The organism is Solwaraspora sp. WMMD792 (genome assembly GCF_029626105.1).
In the GTDB taxonomy this organism is placed as follows: domain Bacteria; phylum Actinomycetota; class Actinomycetes; order Mycobacteriales; family Micromonosporaceae; genus Micromonospora_E.
In genome coordinates this window covers 4,633,057-4,653,660 of the sequence record NZ_JARUBH010000009.1, presented here as the reverse complement: position 1 = coordinate 4,653,660, position 20,604 = coordinate 4,633,057, and the positions used below count along the sequence as shown (strand labels likewise).

Annotated in this window: 22 protein-coding genes; 10 read left to right on the top strand and 12 right to left on the bottom strand. The window is 72.8% G+C overall.

Annotated features, from left to right (window positions below; translation table 11 throughout):
- Nucleotides 1-89 precede the first annotated feature (89 nt).
- Together O7629_RS21670 and O7629_RS21665 are read left to right on the top strand one after the other, a co-directional pair.
- The gene (locus tag O7629_RS21670) at nt 90-467 is read left to right on the top strand and encodes a DUF742 domain-containing protein (RefSeq protein ID WP_123605492.1); all 378 of its coding nucleotides are present in this window, start codon (nt 90-92) and stop codon (nt 465-467) included.
- 1 nt (nt 468) lies between these two features.
- On the top strand, nt 469-1,056 hold the full coding sequence (locus O7629_RS21665; RefSeq protein WP_123605491.1) for an ATP/GTP-binding protein: 588 nt from the start codon (nt 469-471) through the stop codon (nt 1,054-1,056).
- Nucleotides 1,057-1,344: 288 nt separating this feature from the next.
- Here O7629_RS21665 and O7629_RS21660 read toward each other — a convergent pair whose 3' ends face one another.
- The 6 genes from O7629_RS21660 to O7629_RS21635 form a co-directional block, all read right to left on the bottom strand.
- Nucleotides 1,345-3,774: a transposase gene (locus tag O7629_RS21660; RefSeq protein WP_278171350.1), complete on the bottom strand. Its 2,430-nt coding sequence runs from the start codon at nt 3,772-3,774 to the stop codon at nt 1,345-1,347.
- A gap of 29 nt (nt 3,775-3,803) precedes the next feature.
- Nucleotides 3,804-4,829 carry a DNA primase gene (locus O7629_RS21655; RefSeq protein WP_278174618.1) on the bottom strand — a complete coding sequence of 342 codons (1,026 nt, stop codon included), beginning with the start codon at nt 4,827-4,829 and terminating at the stop codon, nt 3,804-3,806.
- A gap of 80 nt (nt 4,830-4,909) precedes the next feature.
- Complete coding sequence (gene cydC / locus O7629_RS21650; protein ID WP_278171348.1) at nt 4,910-6,706, bottom strand: thiol reductant ABC exporter subunit CydC; 1,797 nt, start codon at nt 6,704-6,706, stop codon at nt 4,910-4,912.
- Nucleotides 6,703-8,493 (bottom strand): thiol reductant ABC exporter subunit CydD, encoded by a 1,791-nt coding sequence (gene cydD / locus O7629_RS21645; RefSeq protein ID WP_278171346.1) that lies wholly within the window; start codon nt 8,491-8,493, stop codon nt 6,703-6,705. The genes cydC and cydD overlap by 4 nt, the downstream gene beginning before the upstream one ends.
- On the bottom strand, nt 8,490-9,452 hold the full coding sequence (locus tag O7629_RS21640; protein ID WP_278171344.1) for a M56 family metallopeptidase: 963 nt from the start codon (nt 9,450-9,452) through the stop codon (nt 8,490-8,492). The genes cydD and O7629_RS21640 overlap by 4 nt, the downstream gene beginning before the upstream one ends.
- A 7-nt stretch (nt 9,453-9,459) precedes the next feature.
- Nucleotides 9,460-9,840 carry a BlaI/MecI/CopY family transcriptional regulator gene (locus tag O7629_RS21635; protein ID WP_278171343.1) on the bottom strand — a complete coding sequence of 127 codons (381 nt, stop codon included), beginning with the start codon at nt 9,838-9,840 and terminating at the stop codon, nt 9,460-9,462.
- 68 nt (nt 9,841-9,908) lie between these two features.
- Between O7629_RS21635 and O7629_RS21630 the strand changes: the two genes are divergently transcribed.
- On the top strand, nt 9,909-10,658 hold the full coding sequence (locus O7629_RS21630) for a peptidase E (protein ID WP_278171342.1): 750 nt from the start codon (nt 9,909-9,911) through the stop codon (nt 10,656-10,658).
- Nucleotides 10,659-10,711: 53 nt separating this feature from the next.
- Here the strand turns inward: O7629_RS21630 and O7629_RS21625 are convergent, their stop codons facing one another.
- Nucleotides 10,712-10,891 (bottom strand): DUF6767 domain-containing protein, encoded by a 180-nt coding sequence (locus O7629_RS21625; RefSeq protein WP_278171340.1) that lies wholly within the window; start codon nt 10,889-10,891, stop codon nt 10,712-10,714.
- A 149-nt stretch (nt 10,892-11,040) separates the two neighbouring features.
- On the opposite strand from O7629_RS21625, the gene O7629_RS21620 reads away from it, so the two are divergent.
- From O7629_RS21620 to O7629_RS21600, 5 genes are all read left to right on the top strand, one after another.
- Nucleotides 11,041-11,466, top strand: a complete 426-nt coding sequence (locus tag O7629_RS21620; protein WP_278171338.1) for a hypothetical protein — start codon at nt 11,041-11,043, stop codon at nt 11,464-11,466.
- Nucleotides 11,463-12,050 carry a DUF4232 domain-containing protein gene (locus O7629_RS21615; protein WP_278171337.1) on the top strand — a complete coding sequence of 196 codons (588 nt, stop codon included), beginning with the start codon at nt 11,463-11,465 and terminating at the stop codon, nt 12,048-12,050. Before O7629_RS21620 ends, O7629_RS21615 begins: the two co-directional genes overlap by 4 nt.
- 102 nt (nt 12,051-12,152) lie before the next feature.
- The gene (locus O7629_RS21610; RefSeq protein ID WP_278171336.1) at nt 12,153-12,821 is read left to right on the top strand and encodes an SRPBCC family protein; all 669 of its coding nucleotides are present in this window, start codon (nt 12,153-12,155) and stop codon (nt 12,819-12,821) included.
- A complete protein-coding gene (locus O7629_RS21605; RefSeq protein WP_278171334.1) occupies nt 12,818-13,489 on the top strand; it encodes a DUF4166 domain-containing protein in 672 nt (223 codons plus the stop codon). Before O7629_RS21610 ends, O7629_RS21605 begins: the two co-directional genes overlap by 4 nt.
- Entirely contained in the window at nt 13,486-14,151 is a 666-nt protein-coding gene (locus tag O7629_RS21600; RefSeq protein ID WP_278171333.1) for a TetR family transcriptional regulator, read from the top strand. Before O7629_RS21605 ends, O7629_RS21600 begins: the two co-directional genes overlap by 4 nt.
- Nucleotides 14,152-14,233: 82 nt before the next feature.
- Here the strand turns inward: O7629_RS21600 and O7629_RS21595 are convergent, their stop codons facing one another.
- The 5 genes from O7629_RS21595 to O7629_RS21575 form a co-directional block, all read right to left on the bottom strand.
- Nucleotides 14,234-14,704, bottom strand: coding sequence for a hemerythrin domain-containing protein (locus O7629_RS21595; RefSeq protein ID WP_278171332.1), 471 nt, complete (start codon nt 14,702-14,704; stop codon nt 14,234-14,236).
- 781 nt (nt 14,705-15,485) lie between these two features.
- Nucleotides 15,486-16,451 (bottom strand): hypothetical protein, encoded by a 966-nt coding sequence (locus O7629_RS21590; protein ID WP_278171331.1) that lies wholly within the window; start codon nt 16,449-16,451, stop codon nt 15,486-15,488.
- A gap of 308 nt (nt 16,452-16,759) precedes the next feature.
- Nucleotides 16,760-17,320 (bottom strand): hypothetical protein, encoded by a 561-nt coding sequence (locus O7629_RS21585; protein ID WP_278171330.1) that lies wholly within the window; start codon nt 17,318-17,320, stop codon nt 16,760-16,762.
- Nucleotides 17,317-18,087, bottom strand: a complete 771-nt coding sequence (locus O7629_RS21580) for an alpha/beta hydrolase family protein (RefSeq protein ID WP_278171329.1) — start codon at nt 18,085-18,087, stop codon at nt 17,317-17,319. Before O7629_RS21580 ends, O7629_RS21585 begins: the two co-directional genes overlap by 4 nt.
- Nucleotides 18,088-18,130: 43 nt before the next feature.
- Nucleotides 18,131-19,072: an AraC family transcriptional regulator gene (locus O7629_RS21575; RefSeq protein ID WP_278171328.1), complete on the bottom strand. Its 942-nt coding sequence runs from the start codon at nt 19,070-19,072 to the stop codon at nt 18,131-18,133.
- A gap of 253 nt (nt 19,073-19,325) precedes the next feature.
- Between O7629_RS21575 and O7629_RS21570 the strand changes: the two genes are divergently transcribed.
- Both O7629_RS21570 and O7629_RS21565 read left to right on the top strand, forming a co-directional pair.
- The gene (locus O7629_RS21570; RefSeq protein WP_278171327.1) at nt 19,326-20,147 is read left to right on the top strand and encodes an NAD(P)H-binding protein; all 822 of its coding nucleotides are present in this window, start codon (nt 19,326-19,328) and stop codon (nt 20,145-20,147) included.
- On the top strand, nt 20,135-20,602 hold the full coding sequence (locus tag O7629_RS21565) for a DUF4345 domain-containing protein (RefSeq protein ID WP_278171326.1): 468 nt from the start codon (nt 20,135-20,137) through the stop codon (nt 20,600-20,602). Before O7629_RS21570 ends, O7629_RS21565 begins: the two co-directional genes overlap by 13 nt.
- Nucleotides 20,603-20,604: the final 2 nt, after the last annotated feature.

The following is a 20,604-nucleotide window of genomic DNA, read 5'->3' as shown; positions in this document are numbered from 1 at the left end:
GACGACCGGCACCGGTCTGCAGAGAAGAACTGGACGCTACGAGCTCCGACAGGTGGAGCTGCGGGCAGGACGAGAGGGGGTGACGGCAGATGACCGAGCGCGATGAACCGACCGGTGCTCTGGTCAGGCCGTACGCCGTTACCCGTGGTCGTACCCGGCCGAAGCTGGAAATCGCCCTCGAGGCGCTCGTGGAAACGACGGTGCGCGGCCGGTCCTCAGGCGCTGTGAAAGGCGGCTCGGGCCGGGAGCACCAATACATTGCCGCGCTGTGTGACGGCCGGCTGCAGTCGCTCGCGGAGATCGCGGCGCGGATGCAGCTCCCACTCGGAGTAGCCCGGGTCATCATCGCGGACATGGCCTCGGACGGCCTGGTCGCGGTGTACGAGCCGACATCCCTGGACGACACGAACGACGCGGTGGGCACGGAACTGCTGGAGAGGGTGCTGAGTGGACTTCGCAGGCTCTGACATGGCGCACCGCCCCATGGCCGGGCGCGTGACATCGGCGAAGATTGTGATCGCCGGTGGGTTTGGCGTCGGCAAGACGACGCTGGTCGGCTCGGTCTCGGAGATCACGCCGTTGACCACCGAGGCGATCATGACCTCGGCCGGTGTCGGCGTGGACGACACGCGACAGGTGCCGGGAAAGACGACCACCACGGTCGCCATGGACTTCGGACGTATCTCGATCGACCGAGATCTGATCCTCTATCTGTTCGGTACGCCGGGCCAGACTCGATTCTGGTTCATGTGGGACGAACTGGTGCGGGGAGCGATCGGGGCGGTGGTGCTGGTCGACACCCGTCGACTGGCCGACTGCTTCGCGGCGATCGACTTCTTCGAGCATCGGCGGCTGCCCTACCTGGTGGCGATCAACTGCTTCGACGGCATGCAGTACCACGATCCGCAGGACGTGCGGGACGCGCTGGCCATCTCCAGCGATGTCCCAGTCGTCCCGTGTGACGCGCGGAACCGTGAGTCGACGAAGCACGTGCTGATCTCGCTGGTCGAGTACGTGCTGACCATGCGGCGTCAGCGTGCGGTGGCACCGGCCTGACCGCCAGCTCACCCGGCACAGACTCTCCCGATCTCCGACCTGTACCGGCGGCACCTGACCCAGGTGCCGCCGGTAGGTGTCGTTTGCAACCGGCCCGCGTGTGGTGCCTGTCGACATCGGCGGGGGTGGGCGTGGGCGGCAGTTGGTGCCTGCGGCACGACGGGCGTGCCACGACGGGCGGACGGAGCACGCCGGCACCAGGCCCGAGCACGCGGGGGCCGAGCCGGAGCACACCAGCGCCGAGCCCGAGCACGCGGGCACCCCGCCAGCGGCGGGTGGTGGCCCCGGTCAGGAGTGGTGACCGGCCGGCCGGTACTCGTACTCGCGGCCGTCGCCCTGCCCACTCTGGTCCCGGCTGAAGTCCCACCCGCCGGCGGCCTCCCGGCCGGGCCGCCCGCCGACGGCGTACCCGCCGATCTCCTGACCTCGACGCCAGCCCCGGAAGTAGCCGTTGGTGTGCTCTGCGATGCTCGCCGCGTCCCGGACGATCCGCAGCGGGCGTTCGTCGCGCAGCGGTGAGCCCGGAACCAGGTTGGCCTGCGGCACCCGCTTCGGTAGCCCGGCGTTGGTCGCGGCACCGATGGACGGTTGCGCGGCCAACTCGGCGGCCCGCCAGCCGTTGTCCGCCTGCGTCGCGAACTCCGCCCCGTCGGCCTCCGGATGCCGGACGAACCAGGCCGACCGTGCCGCCGCGAAGATCAGCAGGTCGCCGTCGCCCTCATCGGGTACGGGCGGGGCGCTCAGCGGCTCCACGGCGGCCCGACGGCCGCGACCGTACTCGGGGGGTGGCTGGGGAGCGTCCACGAGGCGCAGTGGTGGCGTCTCCACCGGCGCGTCGGGCCGGCTGTAGTCCTCGGGCCGTCCGTAGCCGTCGGGTCGGAAGTCGTCGTGACGGACCTGGTCGGCGACCGGCGGCTCGACCAGACGCAGCATCGGTGGCTCCGGCGGGAGGTCGTCGGCCAGCCACGGTGGCTTGACCCGGCCGCTGTGCCCGTTGGACGCGGCCGGCCGGTGCTCCTCGTGCCCTCCCGGGTAGCCCGGAGCGGATTCGTCGCCGCCGTCGGGACCCGGCGGCACCAGCGGCCAGTTGGACCGGGAACCGGGTGGTGACGACGTCGGTGGACCGGGCCGCGGGGCGGGAACGGGCAGGCTGTAATCGGTCGCGGAGAAGCCTCCGGTCGGCGGCTCGGCAAGTGGTGAACCACTGACCGGCGCTGCCGAGGCCGGTGCTCCGGACATCGGTGCCCCGGAGATCGGTGCCGTACCCGCCGGCGGCGCCGACCGTGGCGCGGCGGCCGGGGCAGGACCGGCCGGACCGGCACCTGCCCGGGTGTTGGGCCGAGGAGTGATCGGGGTCGGCCGGCGTTGTGCCCGCGCGTCGTTGATGGCAGCGGTGGTGAGCGTGGCGCGGAACGGCTCGCCGGCGTCCGCCGGCGCGATGCCGGGACGCTGCGCCGGCATCGGGGTCATCCCGGGCGGTGGCGGGGGAGGGGCGGACACCGGACGGTCGCTGCCCGGATCGGCGGAACGCCTGGCCACCGGGGCGAGCGGGGTGAGTGGCGTCGGCGCGTTCGGCGGGGGCGCCACCGGGGCCGGTGCCACCGGCGGTGTGGTCATCGGCTGGGGGGAGGCGGGAACGCCGCCGCCGACCGGCTGTGGACGGGCCCGCCGGCCGCCGGCGGGGGTCCGGCTCGGGCCGGCGTCCGGGGCCGGCGGTACCGCGTGCAGCCCGGGTGACGGCGGACCGGAGGTCGGGTCGGCGGCCCGGCGCGCGGCGTGCGGCCCGCCGATCGGTGTCGGGGTGACGACCCGGGCGGTCAGGGTGGCGACCAGAGCGTCGGCGGCGGCGTCGCAGGCCCGGACGGCGGCGACGGCGTGCCGCACCGTCTCGGCGGTGGCGGAGGTGAGCGCCTTGTTGACGCTGCCGCGGCGGGGTGACTCGACGATCGCCACCCGTAGGGCGGTCACCGCCGCGTCGATGGTCTGCGCGTCGGCCACCCCGTCGGAGGCGAGGTGAGCGGCGACCGCGTCAGCGGCGACGGTGAGCTCCCGGTTGCGTGAGCTGGTGCCGCTGAGCATGCCCGGCTCCGGCAGGGCGTCGAGCACCGCGAGCGCGACCGGCTCGGCCGGGTCGGGATAGGCCCGCAGCGCGGCCGGGTACAGCTCCCGGAGCACCTCGCGCAGTGCCACGGCGGCGGCCTGCCGGCCGTTGGCCAACGCGGCGTGCGCGGCCAGCACCGGCTTGTACGCGACGAGGTCGCGGGAGACGGGCAGGGCCACTGCGGACATCGCCCCGGCCTGGAGCGCCCGGGCCAGCCCGACGGCACGCCGCTGGGCCGGCGCGGAGGACATCTCGTCCAGCGACTCGTCGTCGGCGAACCGTTCGGCGTAGTCGTCCGCGGCGTCGTCGTCGGCCACCGCGAGTGGGCGGCCGGCGGCGGTCAGCAGCGAGGTGACGACGTGGTCGTCGCTGTCAGCGGCGATGGCAGCTCCGCTCGCACCGCCCGACCGCTCGATGAGCATGCAGCTCAGCCGGGCGTAGCCGGCCGGGTCGTCGCCGATCTCGCAGACGTCGAGCAGCCGGCCGGCGTCGTCGACTATCGCGGCGGACAGGGCCGGACCGGTCGAAGCCGACCGGGCAGCCCGGTCCGCCGATGCCAGACCGCAGTACACCCGCACGAGCGCCACCGCGCCGTCCTCCTCCCGGACACCCGTCATGCCAAGGACTGATGGTCCCTGGTGAGGGGTCAGTCGCGCCAGTCCGCAGCGGCAGAGATCTTGCCGATAATCGTGCGCCAGCCGAGACTTGCCGTTTGTGCCCCGATTTTCTTCAACTTGCGGCGGGCCATGAAACCGCCGATGCCGCCGTCAACCGTCGACCTTAGCGCCTCGTCAAGATCGTCCAGCCTGGATCCGGTGGAGAGCATGTCCAGCACCGAGGGCATCCGCAGAGCGTACGCGAGGTCCCTCGCGACCTCGCCGGACTGGATCAGCAGCGCCGCGTCCCAGGCGTCATGCCCGCCTCGCAGGTTCTCCACCACGAGGTCGAGTTCGTAGGTGTCCTCCGGGAGCGCCGCCACGTCCGCCGGCTGCAGCCGGTCGACCAGATCCGGCCAGCTGTCCAGCTGCGCGAGGTCGTGCGACGCGCCGGACCGGACGAAGCTGACCAGCGCCTCGGGGTCGCGGAACAGCAGCAGCTTGCCCCGGTGGCTGAGGAAGATCGGCACCTCTTCACCGCTGTCGGCAGACTCGGTGCCGTCTTCGTCGGCGTCGGCGTCTTCGTCGGCGTCGTCACTCCCACCGGCTGTGCCACCCTTGCCGGCCTTGCTCGTCGACCCGTCCGGTTGCTCGTTCTCCTCCTCCGCGAGCGCCGCGGCGAACTCTTCGTCCAGGATGACGACGGACTCGTCGTCCTCGTCCTCCTCGGCGGCCGCCCGCTGCCGAGCGGCGAACAGATCGTCCTCCTCGCGCTCGGAGATGTCGGTGGGGGTCAACGCGGCGGACGACCGGTAGGCGCGCAGTGTGTAGCCGACGCCAGCCGGCAACGCGATCTCGACCGGGTCGATCCGTACGTCCTGCCAGAGCGACCGGTCGGCGGTGAGCGCCGCGTCGTCGGGGTCGGAGGTGGCATCGGCGGTCGCGTCGGCATCGGCCGTCGCGACGTCCGCCTCGTCGTCAGGACCGTCGGCTCCGGCCGTGCGCCGGTCGGCATCGGGCTGGTTCGGCAACTTGGCCACGCTGACCTCCGTGTGTTCTCCGGTGACGGCGCCCAGACCCGGACTGTCGGGTGGGTGACTCTGCGCACACCCTAGTGGGCTGCCCGCCGTGTGGCATGCCCGCACCCCGTCCCGCCTCAGTTGGCTGCCGTCAGGTAACCCTGTTCGGCGGCCCGCTGCATGATCCACTGTTCCTGGTACCAGCCGGGCCGTCCGGTCAGCTCGGCGTGGTCGCCCCGTTGGACGATCCGGCCAGCGTCCAACACCAGGATCTCATCCATCGATTCGAGCCCGGTCAGCCGGTGGGTCACCAGCACCACGGTGCGGTCATCGGCGGCGGCCAGCGCCGACGCCAGCACTGTGTCCGCCGACGCCGGGTCTAGCCCTTCGGTGGGTTCGTCGAGGACCAGCACCGATGGGCCGGCCAGCAGCGCCCGGGCGAGGGCGAGTCGCTGCCGCTGCCCACCGGAGATCCGGCTGCCGGCTGCCCCGACCAGGGTCTGCCAGCCGTCCGGCTGCTCGCGTACCCAGTCGAACAGGCCGGCGGCGGCTGCGGCGGCGGCGAGGTCGTCGTCCGTCGCCGTGGGCCGGGCCAGCAGCAGGTTGTCGCGGACTGTGGCGTTGAACACGTACGCCTCGGCGAGCAGCCCGCCGACCAACCGGTGCCGCGCTGCGGCCGGCACGTCGGTCAGGTCCACGTCGTCGACCGTCACCCGGCCGTCGTCCGGCGGCACCGCCCCGGTGAGTACGCCGAGCAGGGTGCTCTTGCCGGCACCGCTCGGCCCGACCACGGCGATCCGCCGTCCGGGCGGCAGCGACAGATCGACCCGGTCCAACGCCGGTGACGTGCCGGCCCGGTACCGGACCGTGACGCCGTCGAGCACCATCGTCGGCCGCCGTCGGTCGTCGGCCGTCGCGGCACCGACCGGGTCGGCTGCGGCCTGTCCCGTCTCGGCCTGTCCTGTCTCGGCCTGTCCCGTCTCGGCCTGGGCCGCTTCGGTCAGCAGGTCGGCGACCCGGCGCAGCCCGCCGCGTAGCTGCGCCCACTGCCGGGCGGCGGCGACCAGCGCCAGACTCATCTCGACGGCGGTCAGGGCGCCGACCGCGAGAACGCCGACCAGTACCCCGCCGACGCCGGCGCGCAACGCGGTCACCGTCACCGCCGCCACGGTCAGCCCGGCGACGAGCACACCGACACCGTCGACCGCCCAGCCGGTCGCCGCCAGCCGCCGCTCCAGCCGGGCGAGTTCCCGGGCCCGGCGGGTGCTCTTGCGCAGGGCGGCGGCGGTGCCGCCGAACGCCGCCAGGTCGGCCGCCCCGTGGATCAGATCGGCGCCGTCCGCCGCGAGTTCGCCGCGCAACGGCGCCACCCGGTCGGCCGTACGCCGGGTGAGCAGCGCCGCGACCGCCGGCAGACCGGCACCGGCGACCGCCAGCCCGGCCGCCAACACGAGCGCCGCCGCCGGGCTGACCGTCGCGGCACCGGCGACCGCGAGCACCGCGACGGTGGCTGCGGCGGCACCGGGCACCAGCACCCGCAGCAGCAGGTCCTGCACGGCCTCGACGTCGGAGACCAACCGGCTGAGGGCGTCACCGGACCGGTCCTCGGCGGTCGGCCGTCGCGCGGCCAGCGCGGTGAAGATCCGGAACCGTACGTCGGTGACCACCCGCAACGTGGCGTCGTGGCCGGCCAACCGTTCCGTGTAGCGCAGCACGCCCCGGCTGATCGCCAGCGCCCGTACGCCGACGATCGCCACGGTGACCGCGTCCAGCGGCGGCCGACCGGCGGCGGTGATCAGCAACCACACGGCGGTGGCCATCAACGCGAGCGCCGCCGCCTCGGTCGCTGCGGCCAGCAGGCCGGCACCGACCAGTCGGCCGAGGTACGGCCGGGCCAGCGACAGTACGGTCCGCTCCGGCCGGGCGCCGGTCACGGGGTGGCCGCCGCGAGGTCGCGTCCGGTGATCCGGCCGGCGTCGAGCCGGACGACTCGGTCGACGCCGTCGAGCAGCGCCGGCCGGTGCGCCACGATCAACGCGGTCCGGCCGGTGACCAGTTGCCGTGACCCGGCCAGGACCGCCGCCTCCGAGGCGCCGTCCAGCCGGGCGGTCGGCTCGTCGAGCAGGACCACCGGCGCGTCCCGGAGGAAGGCACGGGCCAGCGCGACACGTTGGCGCTGCCCGCTGGACAGGCCGTGGCCGCGTTCGCCGAGCCGGGTGTCCAGCCCGTCGGGCAGCGCCGCCACCACATCGGTGAGCGCGGCGGCGCGTACCGCGGCCGACAGTTCGGCCGGGTCGGCGGCGGGCGCGCCCAGCGCGATGTTGTCGGCGAGTGAGACGGCGAACAGGTGCGCGTGTTGCGGCACCCAGGCGAGCCGTCGCCGCCACTGTTCGATGTCGAGTTCGGCGAGGTCGACCCCGTCGACGGTGATCCGGCCGGCGGTCGGCGCGACAAAGCCGAGCAGCAGGTGCAGCAGGGTGCTCTTGCCGGCCCCGCTCGGACCGATCACGGCGATCCGTTCCCCGGCCCGGATCGTCAGGTCGACGTCCCGCAGCGCCGTGGTCCGGGGGTGGACCACGGTGACCGACTCGAACCTGATCTCCGCCGGCGGTGACCCGACGACCGCCGGTGCCGCTCGGCCCGCCGGCCCGCCGACGCTGACATGACGGGCCGGTACGTCCTCGTTGGCGTCGCGGAGCGGCTCTCCGTCGCTGGCGTCGCGCGCCGGATCGTCCTCGCCGATCAGGGTGAGCGCTTCGTCCAGCACGGTCAGACCCTCCATGCTGGCGTGGAACCGGCTGCCCGCCGTGCGCAGCGGCAGGTACGCCTCCGGGGTGAGCAGCAGCACCAGCAACGCGGTGGACAGCGCCATCCCACCGGTGAGCAGCCGCAGCCCGATCGGCACCGCGACCAGCGCCACCGCCAGGGTGGCGACCAGTTCGAGGACCAGCCCGGAGAGGAAGGCGATGCGCAGCGTACCCATGGTGGCGACCCGGTGCCGGTCGGCCATCCGGCGTACCACCTCGGCCTGCGCCCGCTGCCGCCCGAAGGCCCGCAGCGTCGCCAGTCCCGCGACCATGTCCAGGAAGTGGCCACCGAGCTGGGCCAACCGCCGCCACTGCCGTTCGGTCGCCGCCTGCGCGTGCCAGCCGAGCAGCGCGCCGAAGACCGGGATCAGCGGCAGGGTGACCGCGACGATCAGCGCGGAACTCCAGTCGGCGAACGCCAGCCGGACGAGCACCGCCACCGGTACCGTCACGCTCAGCACCAGCTGCGGCAGGTAGCCGGTGAAGTAGCCGTCGAGGGCGTCGACGCCCCGGCCGGTCAGGGTGGCGAGCTGGCCGGCGCGCTGACCGGACAACCAGGCGGGGCCACGTCGGTGGATCGCGGCCAGCAGGTCTGCCCGCAACTGCGCCTTGACCGTGGCCGCGGCGTCGGCGGCGAGGTAACCCTGCGCCCAGAGCAGCGCGGCGCGGCCGGTGACCGCCAGGACGAAACCGCCGAGCGCGGCCCGGTCCAGCTCGCCACCGGCGGCTGCGGCCAGCACCAGTGCCAGCGTGGTGGCCTGGGCGATGATCAGACCGGCGGCGATCACGCCGAGTACGCCGATCAGCGCGAGCCGTACCCGCACCGCCGGCACCTGGCGCACCAGCCGGGGATCGAACGGCCGGCGGCGACCGGCCCGGTCGGCCGGTGCGGTGGCGGTGCCGGTGGTGCTCACCAGCTGAGGTACAGCGACGCGGGCAGCAGGAGTAGCGCGGCGGCGACCACACTCGCGGCCGCCGGCCGCAGCCGGGGTGCCGGACGGTCGAGCAGCAGCCGCTGCACCCGGGCGTCGAGCTCCAGGTCGGCGGCGCCGAGGGCACCGGCCGGGGTGATCCGGCTGCCAGCGCTGGCGAACCGGCGCAGCGCGGCGGCGAGCGGTTCGTCGGCGTGCTGACGCCGGGCCTTGTCGTCGGCGCGCATCTCGACCAGCAGGGCGACCGCGTCGTGCGCCGCCCGCAGCCAACGCACCCGGGGTAGGGCCCGGCACAGCGCGGTGAACGGCAGCAGCACCAAATCGTGTCGTTCGTCGGCGTGCGCCCGCTCGTGGCTGAGCACGGCGGCCAGCTCGCCGGGGCCGAGCAGGTCGAGCGTGCCGGCACTGACGACCACCGTCGGCCGGACCCCGGGCAGGCAGTAGGCGGCCGCCCCCGGGTGGTCGAGCACCAGCGCGCCCGGTGCGGCCGGATCGGCGCGGCCGACCAGAGCGAGCAGGTCGCGGTGGCGACGCTGGGCCCGTACGGCGGCGAGCAGGCTGCGTACGGTGGATCCGAGCAGGACGGCGGCGATCGCGGCGGCGACGCCGACCAGCGTCAGCCGGACCGGCCCCAGCCCGGCTGGGAGGACACCCGTCGGCCAGCCGTGTCCGGCGGCCAGGCTGGTCACTCCGGCGGCCAGATCACCGACGAACAGCCCGGCGGCGCGGCCTGGCCCGGTGCCGTACGGGGCGAGCCCGACCGCCAGCGGAACGCCGATCGCGGCCAGTCCGACCGCCAAGCCGAGCGCCTGCCAGCAGAGGATCGCCACCCGAGGGCTGCGCCAGGTCCAGCCGGGGCCGAACCAGACCGAGCGGGTCAACGCCTGAGCGGTGAGGTAGCAGGCGAGGATCACCGCGGCGAAGTGCGCGCCGTGTGCCATGGCAGCGTCAACCCCGCCGTTCCGCCACCTGCGCCTGGTCGGTGAGCGCGGCCCGGAGCACTTCGGCCTCGGTGCCGGTGACCGACCTGGCGAACCGGACCAGGGCCGCGTCTCGGCTGCCGGCCAGGTCCAACGCGTCGAGCATCAACTGGGCGATGTACGCCTCGCGGCTGGCCGCCGGCTGGTAGCGCCAGGCCCGGCCGGCCCGCTCCCGGCTGACCATGCCCTTGCCGGCCAGCCGGTCCAGCACCGTCATCACCGTCGTGTACGCCAGGTCGCGGTCCTGCAGAGCTTCGGCGACGTCGCGGACGGTGACCGGATCGGCCGCCGGGTCGCGGTCCCACAGCACGTCCATCACCGCGCGTTCGAGGTCACCCAGTCGCGTCACCGGTCAAGCCTACCGCCGGTAGTAGATCCGCCGGTCAGCGGAGCGGATCGACGGCGCATCATTGGCCGATGGCACCCCTGCGTCAGATCTTCGCCGTCTCCGGCATCCTGCATCCGCCGCCGGGTGAACCGGCTCCGCGCCGCAGCGCACTGCTCGACCACGCGATCTCGTTGACCGGTGTGCCGGTGGCGAAGGTCTGCCTGGTGCCGACCGCCACCGGTGACCAGTCTGAGGTGATCGAGTCCTTTTACGCGGCGGTCAGCGACGCCAAGCAGGTGATCCCGTCCCACCTGCAGCTGTTTCCTCGGCCGAACGTCGACGACGTCGGGGCGTTCCTGCGCGAGCAGCAGCTGATCTGGGTGACTGGCGGCAGCGTGGTGAATCTGCTCGCCGTGTGGCGGGCGCACCGGGTCGACGCCATCCTTCGCGAGTGCTGGGCGGCCGGTGTGGTGCTGGGCGGGGGGAGTGCTGGCAGCATCTGCTGGCACACCGGCGGGGTGACCGACTCGTTCTCCGAGCGGCTCGACCCGGTCACCGACACGTTGGGGTTGTTGCCGTACAGCAACGGCGTACACCACGACCTGGCGGAACAGCCGCGCCGGAGGCGGTACCTGGAGTGCGTCGCGTCTGGCGACCTGCCGGCCGGGTACGCCACCGACGACGGCGTCGGCCTGCACTACGTCGGCACCGAACTGGTCGAGGCGGTCAGCAGCCTGCCTGGTGCCGGGGCGTACCGGGTCGAGCCGGGCGAACGGCACGGGACAGTGGTGGAGCGGTCGATCCCGACCCGCCCGATCGGCGCCGGCCAGCGGAGGTGAACCGGGACCGGCGGGATGCTCGACGGCGTCAACCCGCTAGGCCCTTGATCAATTTATGCCGCGACCCGGCGGTTCTCGTGCAGCCCGGCGCGGAGTTCGTCGTCACTCATCACCAGGTAGACGAGGCCGCAGTCGGCCGGACCGGTGGCACCGGGCAGACACAGCGTGCAGGGCTCGCCCGGCCGGATCGGGCATTTCGCCTCGGGGCGTCGGTGGTGCACTCGCGCTGTCATACCTGCACTGTCCCGCGCCGACCCGGGCCGGCGGCAGGGCCGGACGGCACCCGGTAGGCCGGACCTCAGGCCCGGGACCGGACGTCCACGGTAGGTGCCCGGCCGTACTACTGTGCCGACGGCGACGCTCGGCGGAAGAGGTGGGTGGCATGGGATCCGGGGCGAGCTGGTCGCTGCGCGACCACGACGGCGTGCTGCTGGCTGATCTGGCCGTGACCGACGGCGACTTCCCCTGGTTGTACGCCACCCTCCGGCCGACCGAGGCGTTCGCGTCGCTGCGGCCGATATTCGACGCGGAGCTGCGCGCGATGCGGGTGGTCGAGGACGGCCCGGATGACGGCGCCTGGGAACGGGCGTACCAGCAGGTGCGGGCGGCGGTCGTGCTGATCGACCCGGACGGGGTGGCGGTGCCGGAGTTCCTGCTGCACGTCGAGGGCGACGAGGCCTGGTGGCGGTGGAGCGACGAACCGTTCGACGAGGACGACGAGCACGAGAAGGACGAGAAGGACGAGAAGGACAGCGGCAGCGACGGCGACGGCGAGCCTGTCTCCGGGAACCAGGCGGGCGTCCGGTGATCCGCCGACGGGCCGGTGCGCTGCTGCTGGCGGCGGTGCTGCTCGCCGGCTGTGCCGGTCAGCTGCCGCAACCGGGGCCGCAGCCACCGGACAACGATCCGGCACCCGTCCCCACGCCGACGCCGGTGCCGTCGGCGGACCCGTCACCTGACTGTCCGGACTCCGGAGCGCTGCTCAGTCTGGGTGCGGTGGACGCCGCGATGGGTCTGCGGGCGATGCCGATTCGGCTGGCCAACTGTGCCGAGGAACCGGTGCACGTCGACGGCTTTCCGGAGCTCACGGTCCTCGACGAGCAACTGCAGCCGCTGGCGGTCGAGGTGATCGAGGGTGCCGAGGCGATCGCCCGGGTCGACACCGTGGCCGGCGGCCCGGTACCGATCACGTTGCAGCCCGGTCAGCGGGCCGGCGCGGTCCTGGTCTGGCGCAACACGGTGGACGACGTACGGGTGCCGCCGACGCACGGCACCTTCCTGGCCGTGGCGCCGGCTGCGGGCGTACCGGCGCAGGTGCTGGAGCCCGACGGCGGCCTCGACATCGGCACCACCGGCCGGGTAGCGGTCAGTCCGTGGGCCCCGGCCGGCTGATCGGCACCAGCAGGTCAGCGCGGCCACCGATCATTTGAGCGACTGCTCAAAACTCGTGCTAACCTCTCAGTTGAGCATTCGCTCAAATCCGGGAGGTTTGGTGTGCTGTACATCGAGACGCTGATCCAGGCCCCGGTCGACCAGGTGTGGCGGTACACCCAGGACCCGGCCCGGCACGCCCGGTGGGACCTGCGCTTCACCCGGATCGAGCCGTACGGGTCGCAGGGGCGGTTCCGGTACGCCACCCGGCTGCTACCCGGCCTGACCGTCGCCGGTACCGGACAGTCCACCGGCGAGCGCCGCCGGCCGGACGGCTCCGCTGCCTCCGCGTTGCGGTTCACCTGCGACCACCGGCTGTCGCTGATCCGTGCCGGCCACGGCTTCTGGCGCTATCAGCCGACCCCTGACGGCGTCCGGTTCTGGACCGGCTACGACTACACGCCCGGGTGGGGTCGCCTCGGCCCGGTGGCCGACCGGATCTTCCGCCCCGCCTTCGGCTGGGCCACCGCCTGGTCGTTCGACCGGCTGCGACTGTGGCTGGAGCACGGCGTACCGCCGGAGCGCGGCCGCGACCGGGCACTCGCCGAGGTCGCGGCCCGGCTCACCCTGGTGGTCGCCGCCGCCGCACTCGATCACCGGCTGGCGCTGCTGGCCGTACCGCTGGTCGCGCTCGTGCCGCCACTGCCCGGCACACCGGCGGCCCGACGGTGCCGGCCGCGCCGCTACCGGCGGACCACCACCGTCCACGCGACCCGGGCGGTGCCCCGGTGACCTCGATCTTCCAGCAGGCGCTCGGCGACGACTTCCACCGGCTGCACCCGCGACTGCGGCAACGCTTCGGGATCAGCAGCGAGCAGTCCACCGGCTGCGTCGGCACCGGGGTGATGGACCGGATCTGGCACGGCCGGGCGGTCACCGTGCCGTTGCTGCACCTCGGCGCGACCCGCCACATCCTCTTTCCCGAGCAGGGCACCGACGTTCCGTTCAGCATCGGCAACTACGCGTACCGGGACAGCTTCGGCCGGGAGACGGTCAGCTTCGTCCGCACCTTCGACGTCGCCGCGCACCGCCGCCGTCGGTTCGACGCGACGATGGTCTACAGCCCGGCCCGGTCGGCCATCGTGGACTATCTCGGAACCCATCAGCACTACGCGGTGCTGCTGAGTCTCGCCGTCGACCGGCGCGGCGGGCTGGTGATCCGTACCGGCGAGCAGCGCTACGCCGGCCGGCGTTTTCCCCGCGCTCTGTCCGGCTGCGCCGAGGTGCACGAGTGGTGGGACGGCTCCGACGGGTGTTTCCGGATCGAGGTACGGGTGACCAACCGCTTCCTCGGCCCGGTCTTCGGGTACCGGGGCCGGTTCACGGCACAGTACGTGGACACGGGGACGGCCCCGGTACCCGCCGCGGTACGCCCCCTGCGGGAGGATGCCCGGGTATGAACAGTGCCTCCATCTCCACCCGGCAACGGTTGATGGACGGGGCGGTGGAGGCGATCCGCCGGTACGGCATCGCCGGAGTGTCCGCCCGTACCGTCGCCGGCTGCGCCGGGGTCAACCAGGCCCTGGTCTTCTACCACTTCGGGACCCTCGACGAACTGCTCGTCGCGGCCTGCCAGGCGGCGACCGCCGAGCGGGTGGCCGACTACCGGGGCCGGTTTGCCGCCGTACGGTCCCTCAGCGAACTGCTCGACCTGGGCCGTGAACTGCACGAGCAGGAACGTCAGGCCGGCAATCTCGCGGTGCTGGCCCAGGTGCTCGCCGGTGCGCAGACCGACGGGCGGCTCGCTCCGGCTGCGGCGGCCGCGCTGCGGCTGTGGACCGACGAGATCGAGCTGGTGCTCCGCCGGGTGCTGGCCGGATCGCCGTTGGCCGCGTTGGCGGACCCGCCTGGCCTGGCCCGCGCTGTCGCCGCCGGGTTCGTCGGCTTGGAGCTGTACGAAGGGGTCGACCGGGCCGGTGCCGACGACGCGTTGGCCGCGTTGGAACAGTTGGCGGTGTTGGTTGACGTCGTCGACGACCTGGGGCCGGTCGCCCGTCGGGCGTTGCAGGGCCGGCTCGCTCGCCGTAGCCGGGGTCGGGTCCCGCCGGGCGGCCGGAGCTGACGGGCGCCGGCGTCCAGCCGGCCGGGCCGCAGCCGGCCGACAGCAGGCCGGCGTCCAACCGGCCGGCGTCCAACCGGCCGGGTTACAGCGGCCCCAGCACGCTGCCCGGATCCGCGTCCAGCGCCAGCGTCTCCAGCACCGTGAGCAGTTGGCGTTCCTCGTACCTGAAGTGGGACTCCATGATCGCGGCCAGGCCGTCCAGGTGCCGGTCCAGCTCGGCGGGCGGCGCGGCTCGCGCCACGGCGGCCTGCAGCCCGGTCAGCAGGTACGCGATCATCGAATGGTCCTGCCGCAGGTTGCGTAGCGTGTCGTGCAGCTCGGGATGCTGTGCGGCGATGGCCGGGAACAGTCGACCGTCCTCGCCCTCATGGTGGGCGGTCAGGGCGGCGCAGAATCCGTGACAGAACAGCAGCAGGTCCCGGGTCGCCGGCTCCGCCGGCCGGCCGGCGGCCAACGCCTCCCGGGTGACGGTCAGCGCCTCGCGGAGCCGGTTGTGTACACCGCGCAGTTCGCGGCTCCAGGCCACCAGCCTGGCTTCGTCGCCCTCACTCACTTGTGGAGGGCGAAGGGACGACGCTTGTCATCGTCGTGCTCCCTTCGGTCCGGCGCCTCCATGCCTGACACGGACTGCCACCGGCACGCGACGCTGCGGCGAGGTTATCAGATGTCGCCCGGACCGACCGGCCTGTCCGGACCGGCCAGCCTTGTGGACAGAGGACTGTGACCAGGTTGTCGCCGTATTTACGATGGCAAACTTGGCGGGCGGTGATAAGGTTACTGTACGGCGACTCACGGGGAGACAGATCATGATTAACCTTGAGCCACGTGCATTCATTGCCCGATGCATTCATTGTCCGACGACCCGGCCCAGCGATTCGACGCTGTTTCGCCTGGCGGTCGACGGCCGTGCCGGCCAGATCGCGCTGTCGTAGCCTCGGTCAGCGGTAACTGACCTATCGGTGGCCGGAAAGCCGGCCACGAGGAATCAGCGGTTCGTCGCGTTGCGCGACGTTCCTGGTGTCCGTGTCCGCCGCCCGGCCCAGCCGGTCCGCGGTGCAGTCCATCTGTGTGCAGACCCCGGCCAGCGTCACACCCTGGTCGGGACCCGACCGCCTGGCGTCGGCTACCGGCACTTGCCGGGCCTATGCCGGGCAACCGTTGTCGACCAACCACTACCTGTCCCGTCTGATCGGCGCGATTCCCGGCACCGTCCGGAGAGTCGCCGTCGATCGCTGTCTGCCAATGGCAGTTCCGTCGGATTCTGCCTGTCGACGTCAGCGGAGGTGATGCGTGATGGAGACCGACTGACCCGTTTCGACCGTTCCGATCCTGCGTCACGGCTGAAGTGCCGGAAACCACTGGATGCCGTACGCGAGATACAGTTCCGGATCGTCGAAATCCGTGTAGACCTCGCCGACCGCGTCCGGCTGCAGCAGTTCGCTGCCGGGCTGCGGTGTGTCCAGTAACCGAACGGGCTCCCCGGTCACCCGCCGCACCCACTTGGGCAACCGGTCCGGGTCGAATCTCACTCGCAGCTCGAACCGTCGGCACCGTCGGGTGGCCGTCAGCACGTAGTGCGGTGAGGCGATCTGGCTCGGACCCAGTCGAGTGACCACACTGAAGTCGCACGACTCACCGGCGTCGAGTGGCCGGGGCAGGCCGATGACCAACTGTGACCGCTGCGGCAGCGGTCGTTCGTGTCTGATCAGCCGCCCGCCCCAGTGCACGTCTGCCCGGATGTCGAGCCCGTCGCTGCCCGGCGGGCAGGGCAGCGACATGCCGAGCATGATCTCGTCGACGCCGTCCCGGTCGGCGACGATCCGCCGTTCCTCGTACGCCTCCATCGTCGGGGTGTCCAGCCGGACCAGCACCCGCAGCCCGGCGACGTGCCAGCCGGCTCCGACCGGGCTGGAGCTGCGTCGGCCCAGCTCCTGGCCGATCGCCTCGGCCAGCAGCACTTCCGCTTCGTTGATCCGGCGCAGCGCGGTCCGGTCTTCGCGACCCAGCCGTCGGGCCAGCCAGGCGACCCGGCCACGGAAGTGCGCGTCCTGCGCCTGCGGGTGCAGCCCCAGCGCGACCCGCGCTGCCAGCGCCATGTCGTCCGGTAGGCGTCGGACCTGGCTGTTCAGCTCGGCTATCACCCGCTCGCGCAACTCGGCGGGCTCGTCGTCGCGGTTCACCGCACTGTTGCCGCAGAGCGTACGCAGGTGGTCGCCGAGCCGACCGGACAGATCAGGTGCCGACACGCCGCGACCGGCCCGCAGGGTGCGCAGCTCCGACTTGACCTCCACAGCGGACACGGATGTCACCGTCCTTCCTGAGCGAGTCACCTTGTCCTCGCCGTGACATCAGCACCAGATTCTGTCACGCGATGCGACTTTTGCGGACGTTCACGGTGGCCGAGACTGGTCGCAGCGAGATCCGGCGTGGTCCGCTCCTGCGCGGAAGGGCGTGAGCCGCCGTGCCTCCGTGTCCCGATCTGTGGGTGCCGGGACCGGTTCACGTGGTCAGCGCGTGGACAACGGGGATGGCTCCGGTACCCGCAGCGGGGACGGCTCCGACGCCCGCAGCGGGAAGATCCGGCCACCCGGTCCGCCCCGCCAGACGGTCAGCCGCCAGCGGGCGGCGCTCCGTCGGCCGGGTCGAACAGGGACGACGGAGGCCCGGCCGCAGCCACTGGGCCGGGCCGGTGACTGGGCGGCGCCAACGGCCGCTCCGGCTGCCGGCTGAACAACCGTACGCCCGATCGTGCCGTGGTCGTCCGGACGGTGACCGGCAGGGTGACCATCCGCACCGGCTCGGGCGGGGCGGTGAAGCCACGGCTGCCCCATCGGACCCAGATCGCCACCCGACCAGCGGCAGCTTCGGCGAGCAGTTTCTCCACCGTACGGTGCCGGTCGGTGTGGTCCACCTCGACCACCAGCGGCGGCGCGTCGGGCCGGGCGCAGGCCACGTCGACGACCGAGTGCCGGCCGTGCATCGGCGGCGGCAGCGGCAGTACGCTGGCTGCCCGCCGGTACACCCGCCAGCCCTGCTCGTTACCCCACCGCACCACGGCGTCGATGATCGTCCTGGTGACCTGTTCGGTGCCGAGATCGGTGAAGGTCAGCGTGGCCAACTGATCGTCCAGCCCGGCGGCCACTCGCGCCGCGTCGGTGCCATCGGTCACAGCGGCAGCCAGGCGAGTACGTCCCGGATCTTGGCGTCCCAGTAGCTCCACACGTGGTCACCGGCTTCGAAGTCGACGGTGAGTGGAACACCCCGGGCCACGCAGGCGTCGCGGAACCGGACGTTGTCCGGGTACAGCACGTCCTCAGTGCCGCAGCACAGCCAGAGCTGCGGCAACGCCGCCGGGTCGGCCCGGTCGAGCACCGCGAGCAGGTCGTCGTCGCTGCCGGCGATGTCCTGCTCGCCGAAGACCCGCCGCATCAGCGGGTCGGTGGCGGACACCGACGGTCCGTGCTGGCGGGCGGCCACGTCGAGTACGCCGGACAGGCTGGCCGCCGCCGCGAACCGGTGCGGCTGGCGCAGCGCCCAGCGCAACGCCCCGTACCCGCCCATCGACAGGCCCGCGACGAAGGTGTCCTCCCGCCGCCGGGAGACCCGGAAGAACGAGTCGACCACGGCCGGCAGTTCGGTGGACAGGAACGTCCAGAACGGTGCTCCGTGCACCTCGTCGGCGTACATGCTGCGGTGCACCTGGGGCATCACCACGGCCAGGCCGCGCTCCTCGGCGTACCGCTCGATGGAGCTGTACCGGGTCCACGCGGTGGCATCGTCGGTGAGCCCGTGCAGCAGATAGAGCACCGGGGAATCGGTGTCGCCGGCCCGCGCCGGAGCGCCGATCCGGGTCCTGGTGTGCTGGGGTAGCAGGACGGTCATCGAGGTGGCCTGCTCCAGCACGTCGGAGTAGAAGTCGACCCGCAGATGTGCCATCCGCCCAGTGTGCCGGTTCACCGGACGGCGGCCGCTGGCCGGGTCAGTCGTTCCCGGCGCCGCGCCGTTCCCGACGGACCTGGCCCGGCGCAACCCCGTACGCCCGTTTGAAGGCCCGGCAGAACGCGGCCTCCGACTGATAGCCGAACCGGCGGGCGACCACCGGCAGCGGGTCTGCGCAGCGCTGCAGATGGTCGTGGGCCAGCTGCAGCCGCCAGGTCGCCAGGTAGCGGATCACCGGTTCACCGACCAGCTCGGTGAACCGGGCGGCGAACGCCGACCGGGACATGCCGGCCTGCTGAGCCAGGGTGCCGACCGTCCAGTCCCGGTCCGGCTCGCGGTGCAGTGCGGTCAGCGCCCGGCCGATCTGGTCGTCGCGGAGCGCGGCCAGCCAACCCTGGCGCGCCTCCGGAGCGGCGTCCAACCAGGACCGGATGGCCTGGATCACCAGTACGTCGGCCAGCCGGGTCAGCATCGTCTCACCGCCCGGTCGCAGCGCCTGTGCCTCCCGGGTGACCAGCCGCAACGTGCTGTGCAGCCACCCCGACTCGTCGTCGTCGAACCGGTCGAGATGCAGCACCGGTGGCAGCTGGGCGATCAGCCGCCGGGCGGCGACGTGGTCCGGGCGCAGCACCGCGTACGTCACCTGGGTGAGCTCGCCGCCGCCCCCGTGCCGCATGATCTCGTAGCGCTCGCTGAGCTGCTGCACCGGGATGTCGAACAACGGCCGCGTCGATGCGGCCGGGGCGCTGCGGAACCGGTGCGGGACACCGTCCGGGATCAGCGTCAGACTGCCCGGCCCGATCAGGTACGGCTGGGCGTCGCCCACCTCCAGCCAGCACCGGCCGGCGGTGACGACCTGCAACGTCATACAGCCCGGCAGGGCCGGCACGTCGATGCCCCACGGGGCGGTCAGCTCGGCCCGGCAGTAGAGGGTGCCGGTCAGCCGGAACATGTGCAGGGTCTCGCCGAGCGGGTCGCTCATCGCCGGGATCGCGCAGCTGGGTGTCGTCCACACCCTGCCCAGCTTCCCGGAGAGTATGCCGAACGTCCACTGGTCTGGACGATGAGCAAAGAAATCAGGAATCAGGATCATTGTTCCGCCGAAGACACCCCGGCAGGCTGGTCGTCAAGACATCACCTGCCCGAGTCGGACGATTCGCCGATCCGGGCGGTGGCCAGCAGTGGGCGGTAGAAGGCCGTCCACGACACTTCAGACCGAACGGGAGTTCCACGCCATGTCACGACCGTCAGTGCTCGTCACCGGGGCGACCGGCAAGACCGGCCGGCGCATCGCCGACCAGCTCACCACACTCGGCCACCCCGTGGTCCGGGCCAGCCGCCAGGGCGAGCAGCCGTTCCAGTGGGCGGAGCCGGCCAGTTGGCCCGCCGCGCTGCGCGGGGTGGACGCCGTGTACCTGTCGTACTCGCCGGACCTCGCCGCACCCGAAGCGCCCACCGTGGTCGAAAAGTTCACCGCCGCCGCCCGCGACGCTGGTGTCCGCAAACTGGTCCTGCTCTCCGGTCGGGGCGAGACCAACGCCGGCCGCTGTGAGGCGATCGTCGCCAGTTCCGGGCTGACCTACGGCATCGTGCGGGCCAGCTGGTTCAACCAGAACTTCACCGAAGGACACCTGCTCGGCCCAATCCTGGCCGGGACGGTGGCCCTGCCCGCTGGCGAGGTGGCCGAGCCGTTCGTGGACGTCGACGACGTCGCCGACGTCGCGGTGGCGCTGCTCACCGACCGCCGGCACGACGGCCGGACGTACGACGTCACCGGGCCACGCCTGCTCACGTTCGCGCAGGCGGCGGCGGAGATCGCCGCGGCCAGCGGCCGGGCCGTCGGCTACCTGCCGGTCACCGCCGAGCAGTTTCATCTCGCCCTGGTGTCGCAGGTCGGTCCGGACTACGCGCGGCTGCTCACCGACCTGTGCGTCGAGGTGTTCGACGGGCGTAACGCCTCGCTCGGTGACGGCGTCGAGCGGGCGCTGGGCCGCGCGCCGCGGGACTTCGCCGCCTTCTGCCGGCAGGCGGCCGCCGCCGGGGCGTGGCAGCAGTGACCACCGTCGCCGGCCCGGTGCCGGAGGCGCCCCACACCAACACCCGCACCGGCAGCCGCAGTCAGAAGGTGATTCTCGTCGTCGCCGGCCTGGTCGTGGTCGGTATCGGCGGCGCGGTCCTGACCACACCGGACACCTTCCACGCCGGCAACGGCATCGACTTCGCCGGCAACAGCAGCCTGCTCAGCGAGATCCGCGCGGCCGGCGGGGCGCTGCTGGCCACCGGGATCCTGGTCACCCTCGGGGCGTTCGTCCGCCGGTTGACCTTCGCCGCGGCACTGATCGGCGCGACCGTCTATCTGGCGTACGGGCTGTCCCGGCTGCTCAGCATCGCACTGGACGGGATGCCGGCCACCAATCTGATCGCCGCTGCCGTCGCCGAGCTGGTCCTCGGCGCGGCCTGCGGACATGTCCTGTACCGCAACCGCCGCGCAGGTGCGAGTCGTGCACCGTAACC

Excerpts from the sequence above, each read along its gene's own strand:
- O7629_RS21640 (WP_278171344.1), bottom strand. The coding sequence starts at position 9,452 with ATGGCACACGGCGCGCACTTCGCCGCGGTGATCCTCGCCTGCTACCTC.
- O7629_RS21660 (WP_278171350.1), bottom strand. The coding sequence starts at position 3,774 with ATGACGGGTGTCCGGGAGGAGGACGGCGCGGTGGCGCTCGTGCGGGTG.
- O7629_RS21630 (WP_278171342.1), top strand. The coding sequence starts at position 9,909 with ATGGCACCCCTGCGTCAGATCTTCGCCGTCTCCGGCATCCTGCATCCG.
- O7629_RS21580 (WP_278171329.1), bottom strand. The coding sequence starts at position 18,087 with ATGGCACATCTGCGGGTCGACTTCTACTCCGACGTGCTGGAGCAGGCC.
- O7629_RS21670 (WP_123605492.1), top strand. The coding sequence starts at position 90 with ATGACCGAGCGCGATGAACCGACCGGTGCTCTGGTCAGGCCGTACGCC.
- O7629_RS21665 (WP_123605491.1), top strand. The coding sequence starts at position 469 with ATGGCGCACCGCCCCATGGCCGGGCGCGTGACATCGGCGAAGATTGTG.
- O7629_RS21600 (WP_278171333.1), top strand. The coding sequence starts at position 13,486 with ATGAACAGTGCCTCCATCTCCACCCGGCAACGGTTGATGGACGGGGCG.
- O7629_RS21575 (WP_278171328.1), bottom strand. The coding sequence starts at position 19,072 with ATGAGCGACCCGCTCGGCGAGACCCTGCACATGTTCCGGCTGACCGGC.
- O7629_RS21625 (WP_278171340.1), bottom strand. The coding sequence starts at position 10,891 with ATGACAGCGCGAGTGCACCACCGACGCCCCGAGGCGAAATGCCCGATC.
- O7629_RS21620 (WP_278171338.1), top strand. The coding sequence starts at position 11,041 with ATGGGATCCGGGGCGAGCTGGTCGCTGCGCGACCACGACGGCGTGCTG.
- O7629_RS21570 (WP_278171327.1), top strand. The coding sequence starts at position 19,326 with ATGTCACGACCGTCAGTGCTCGTCACCGGGGCGACCGGCAAGACCGGC.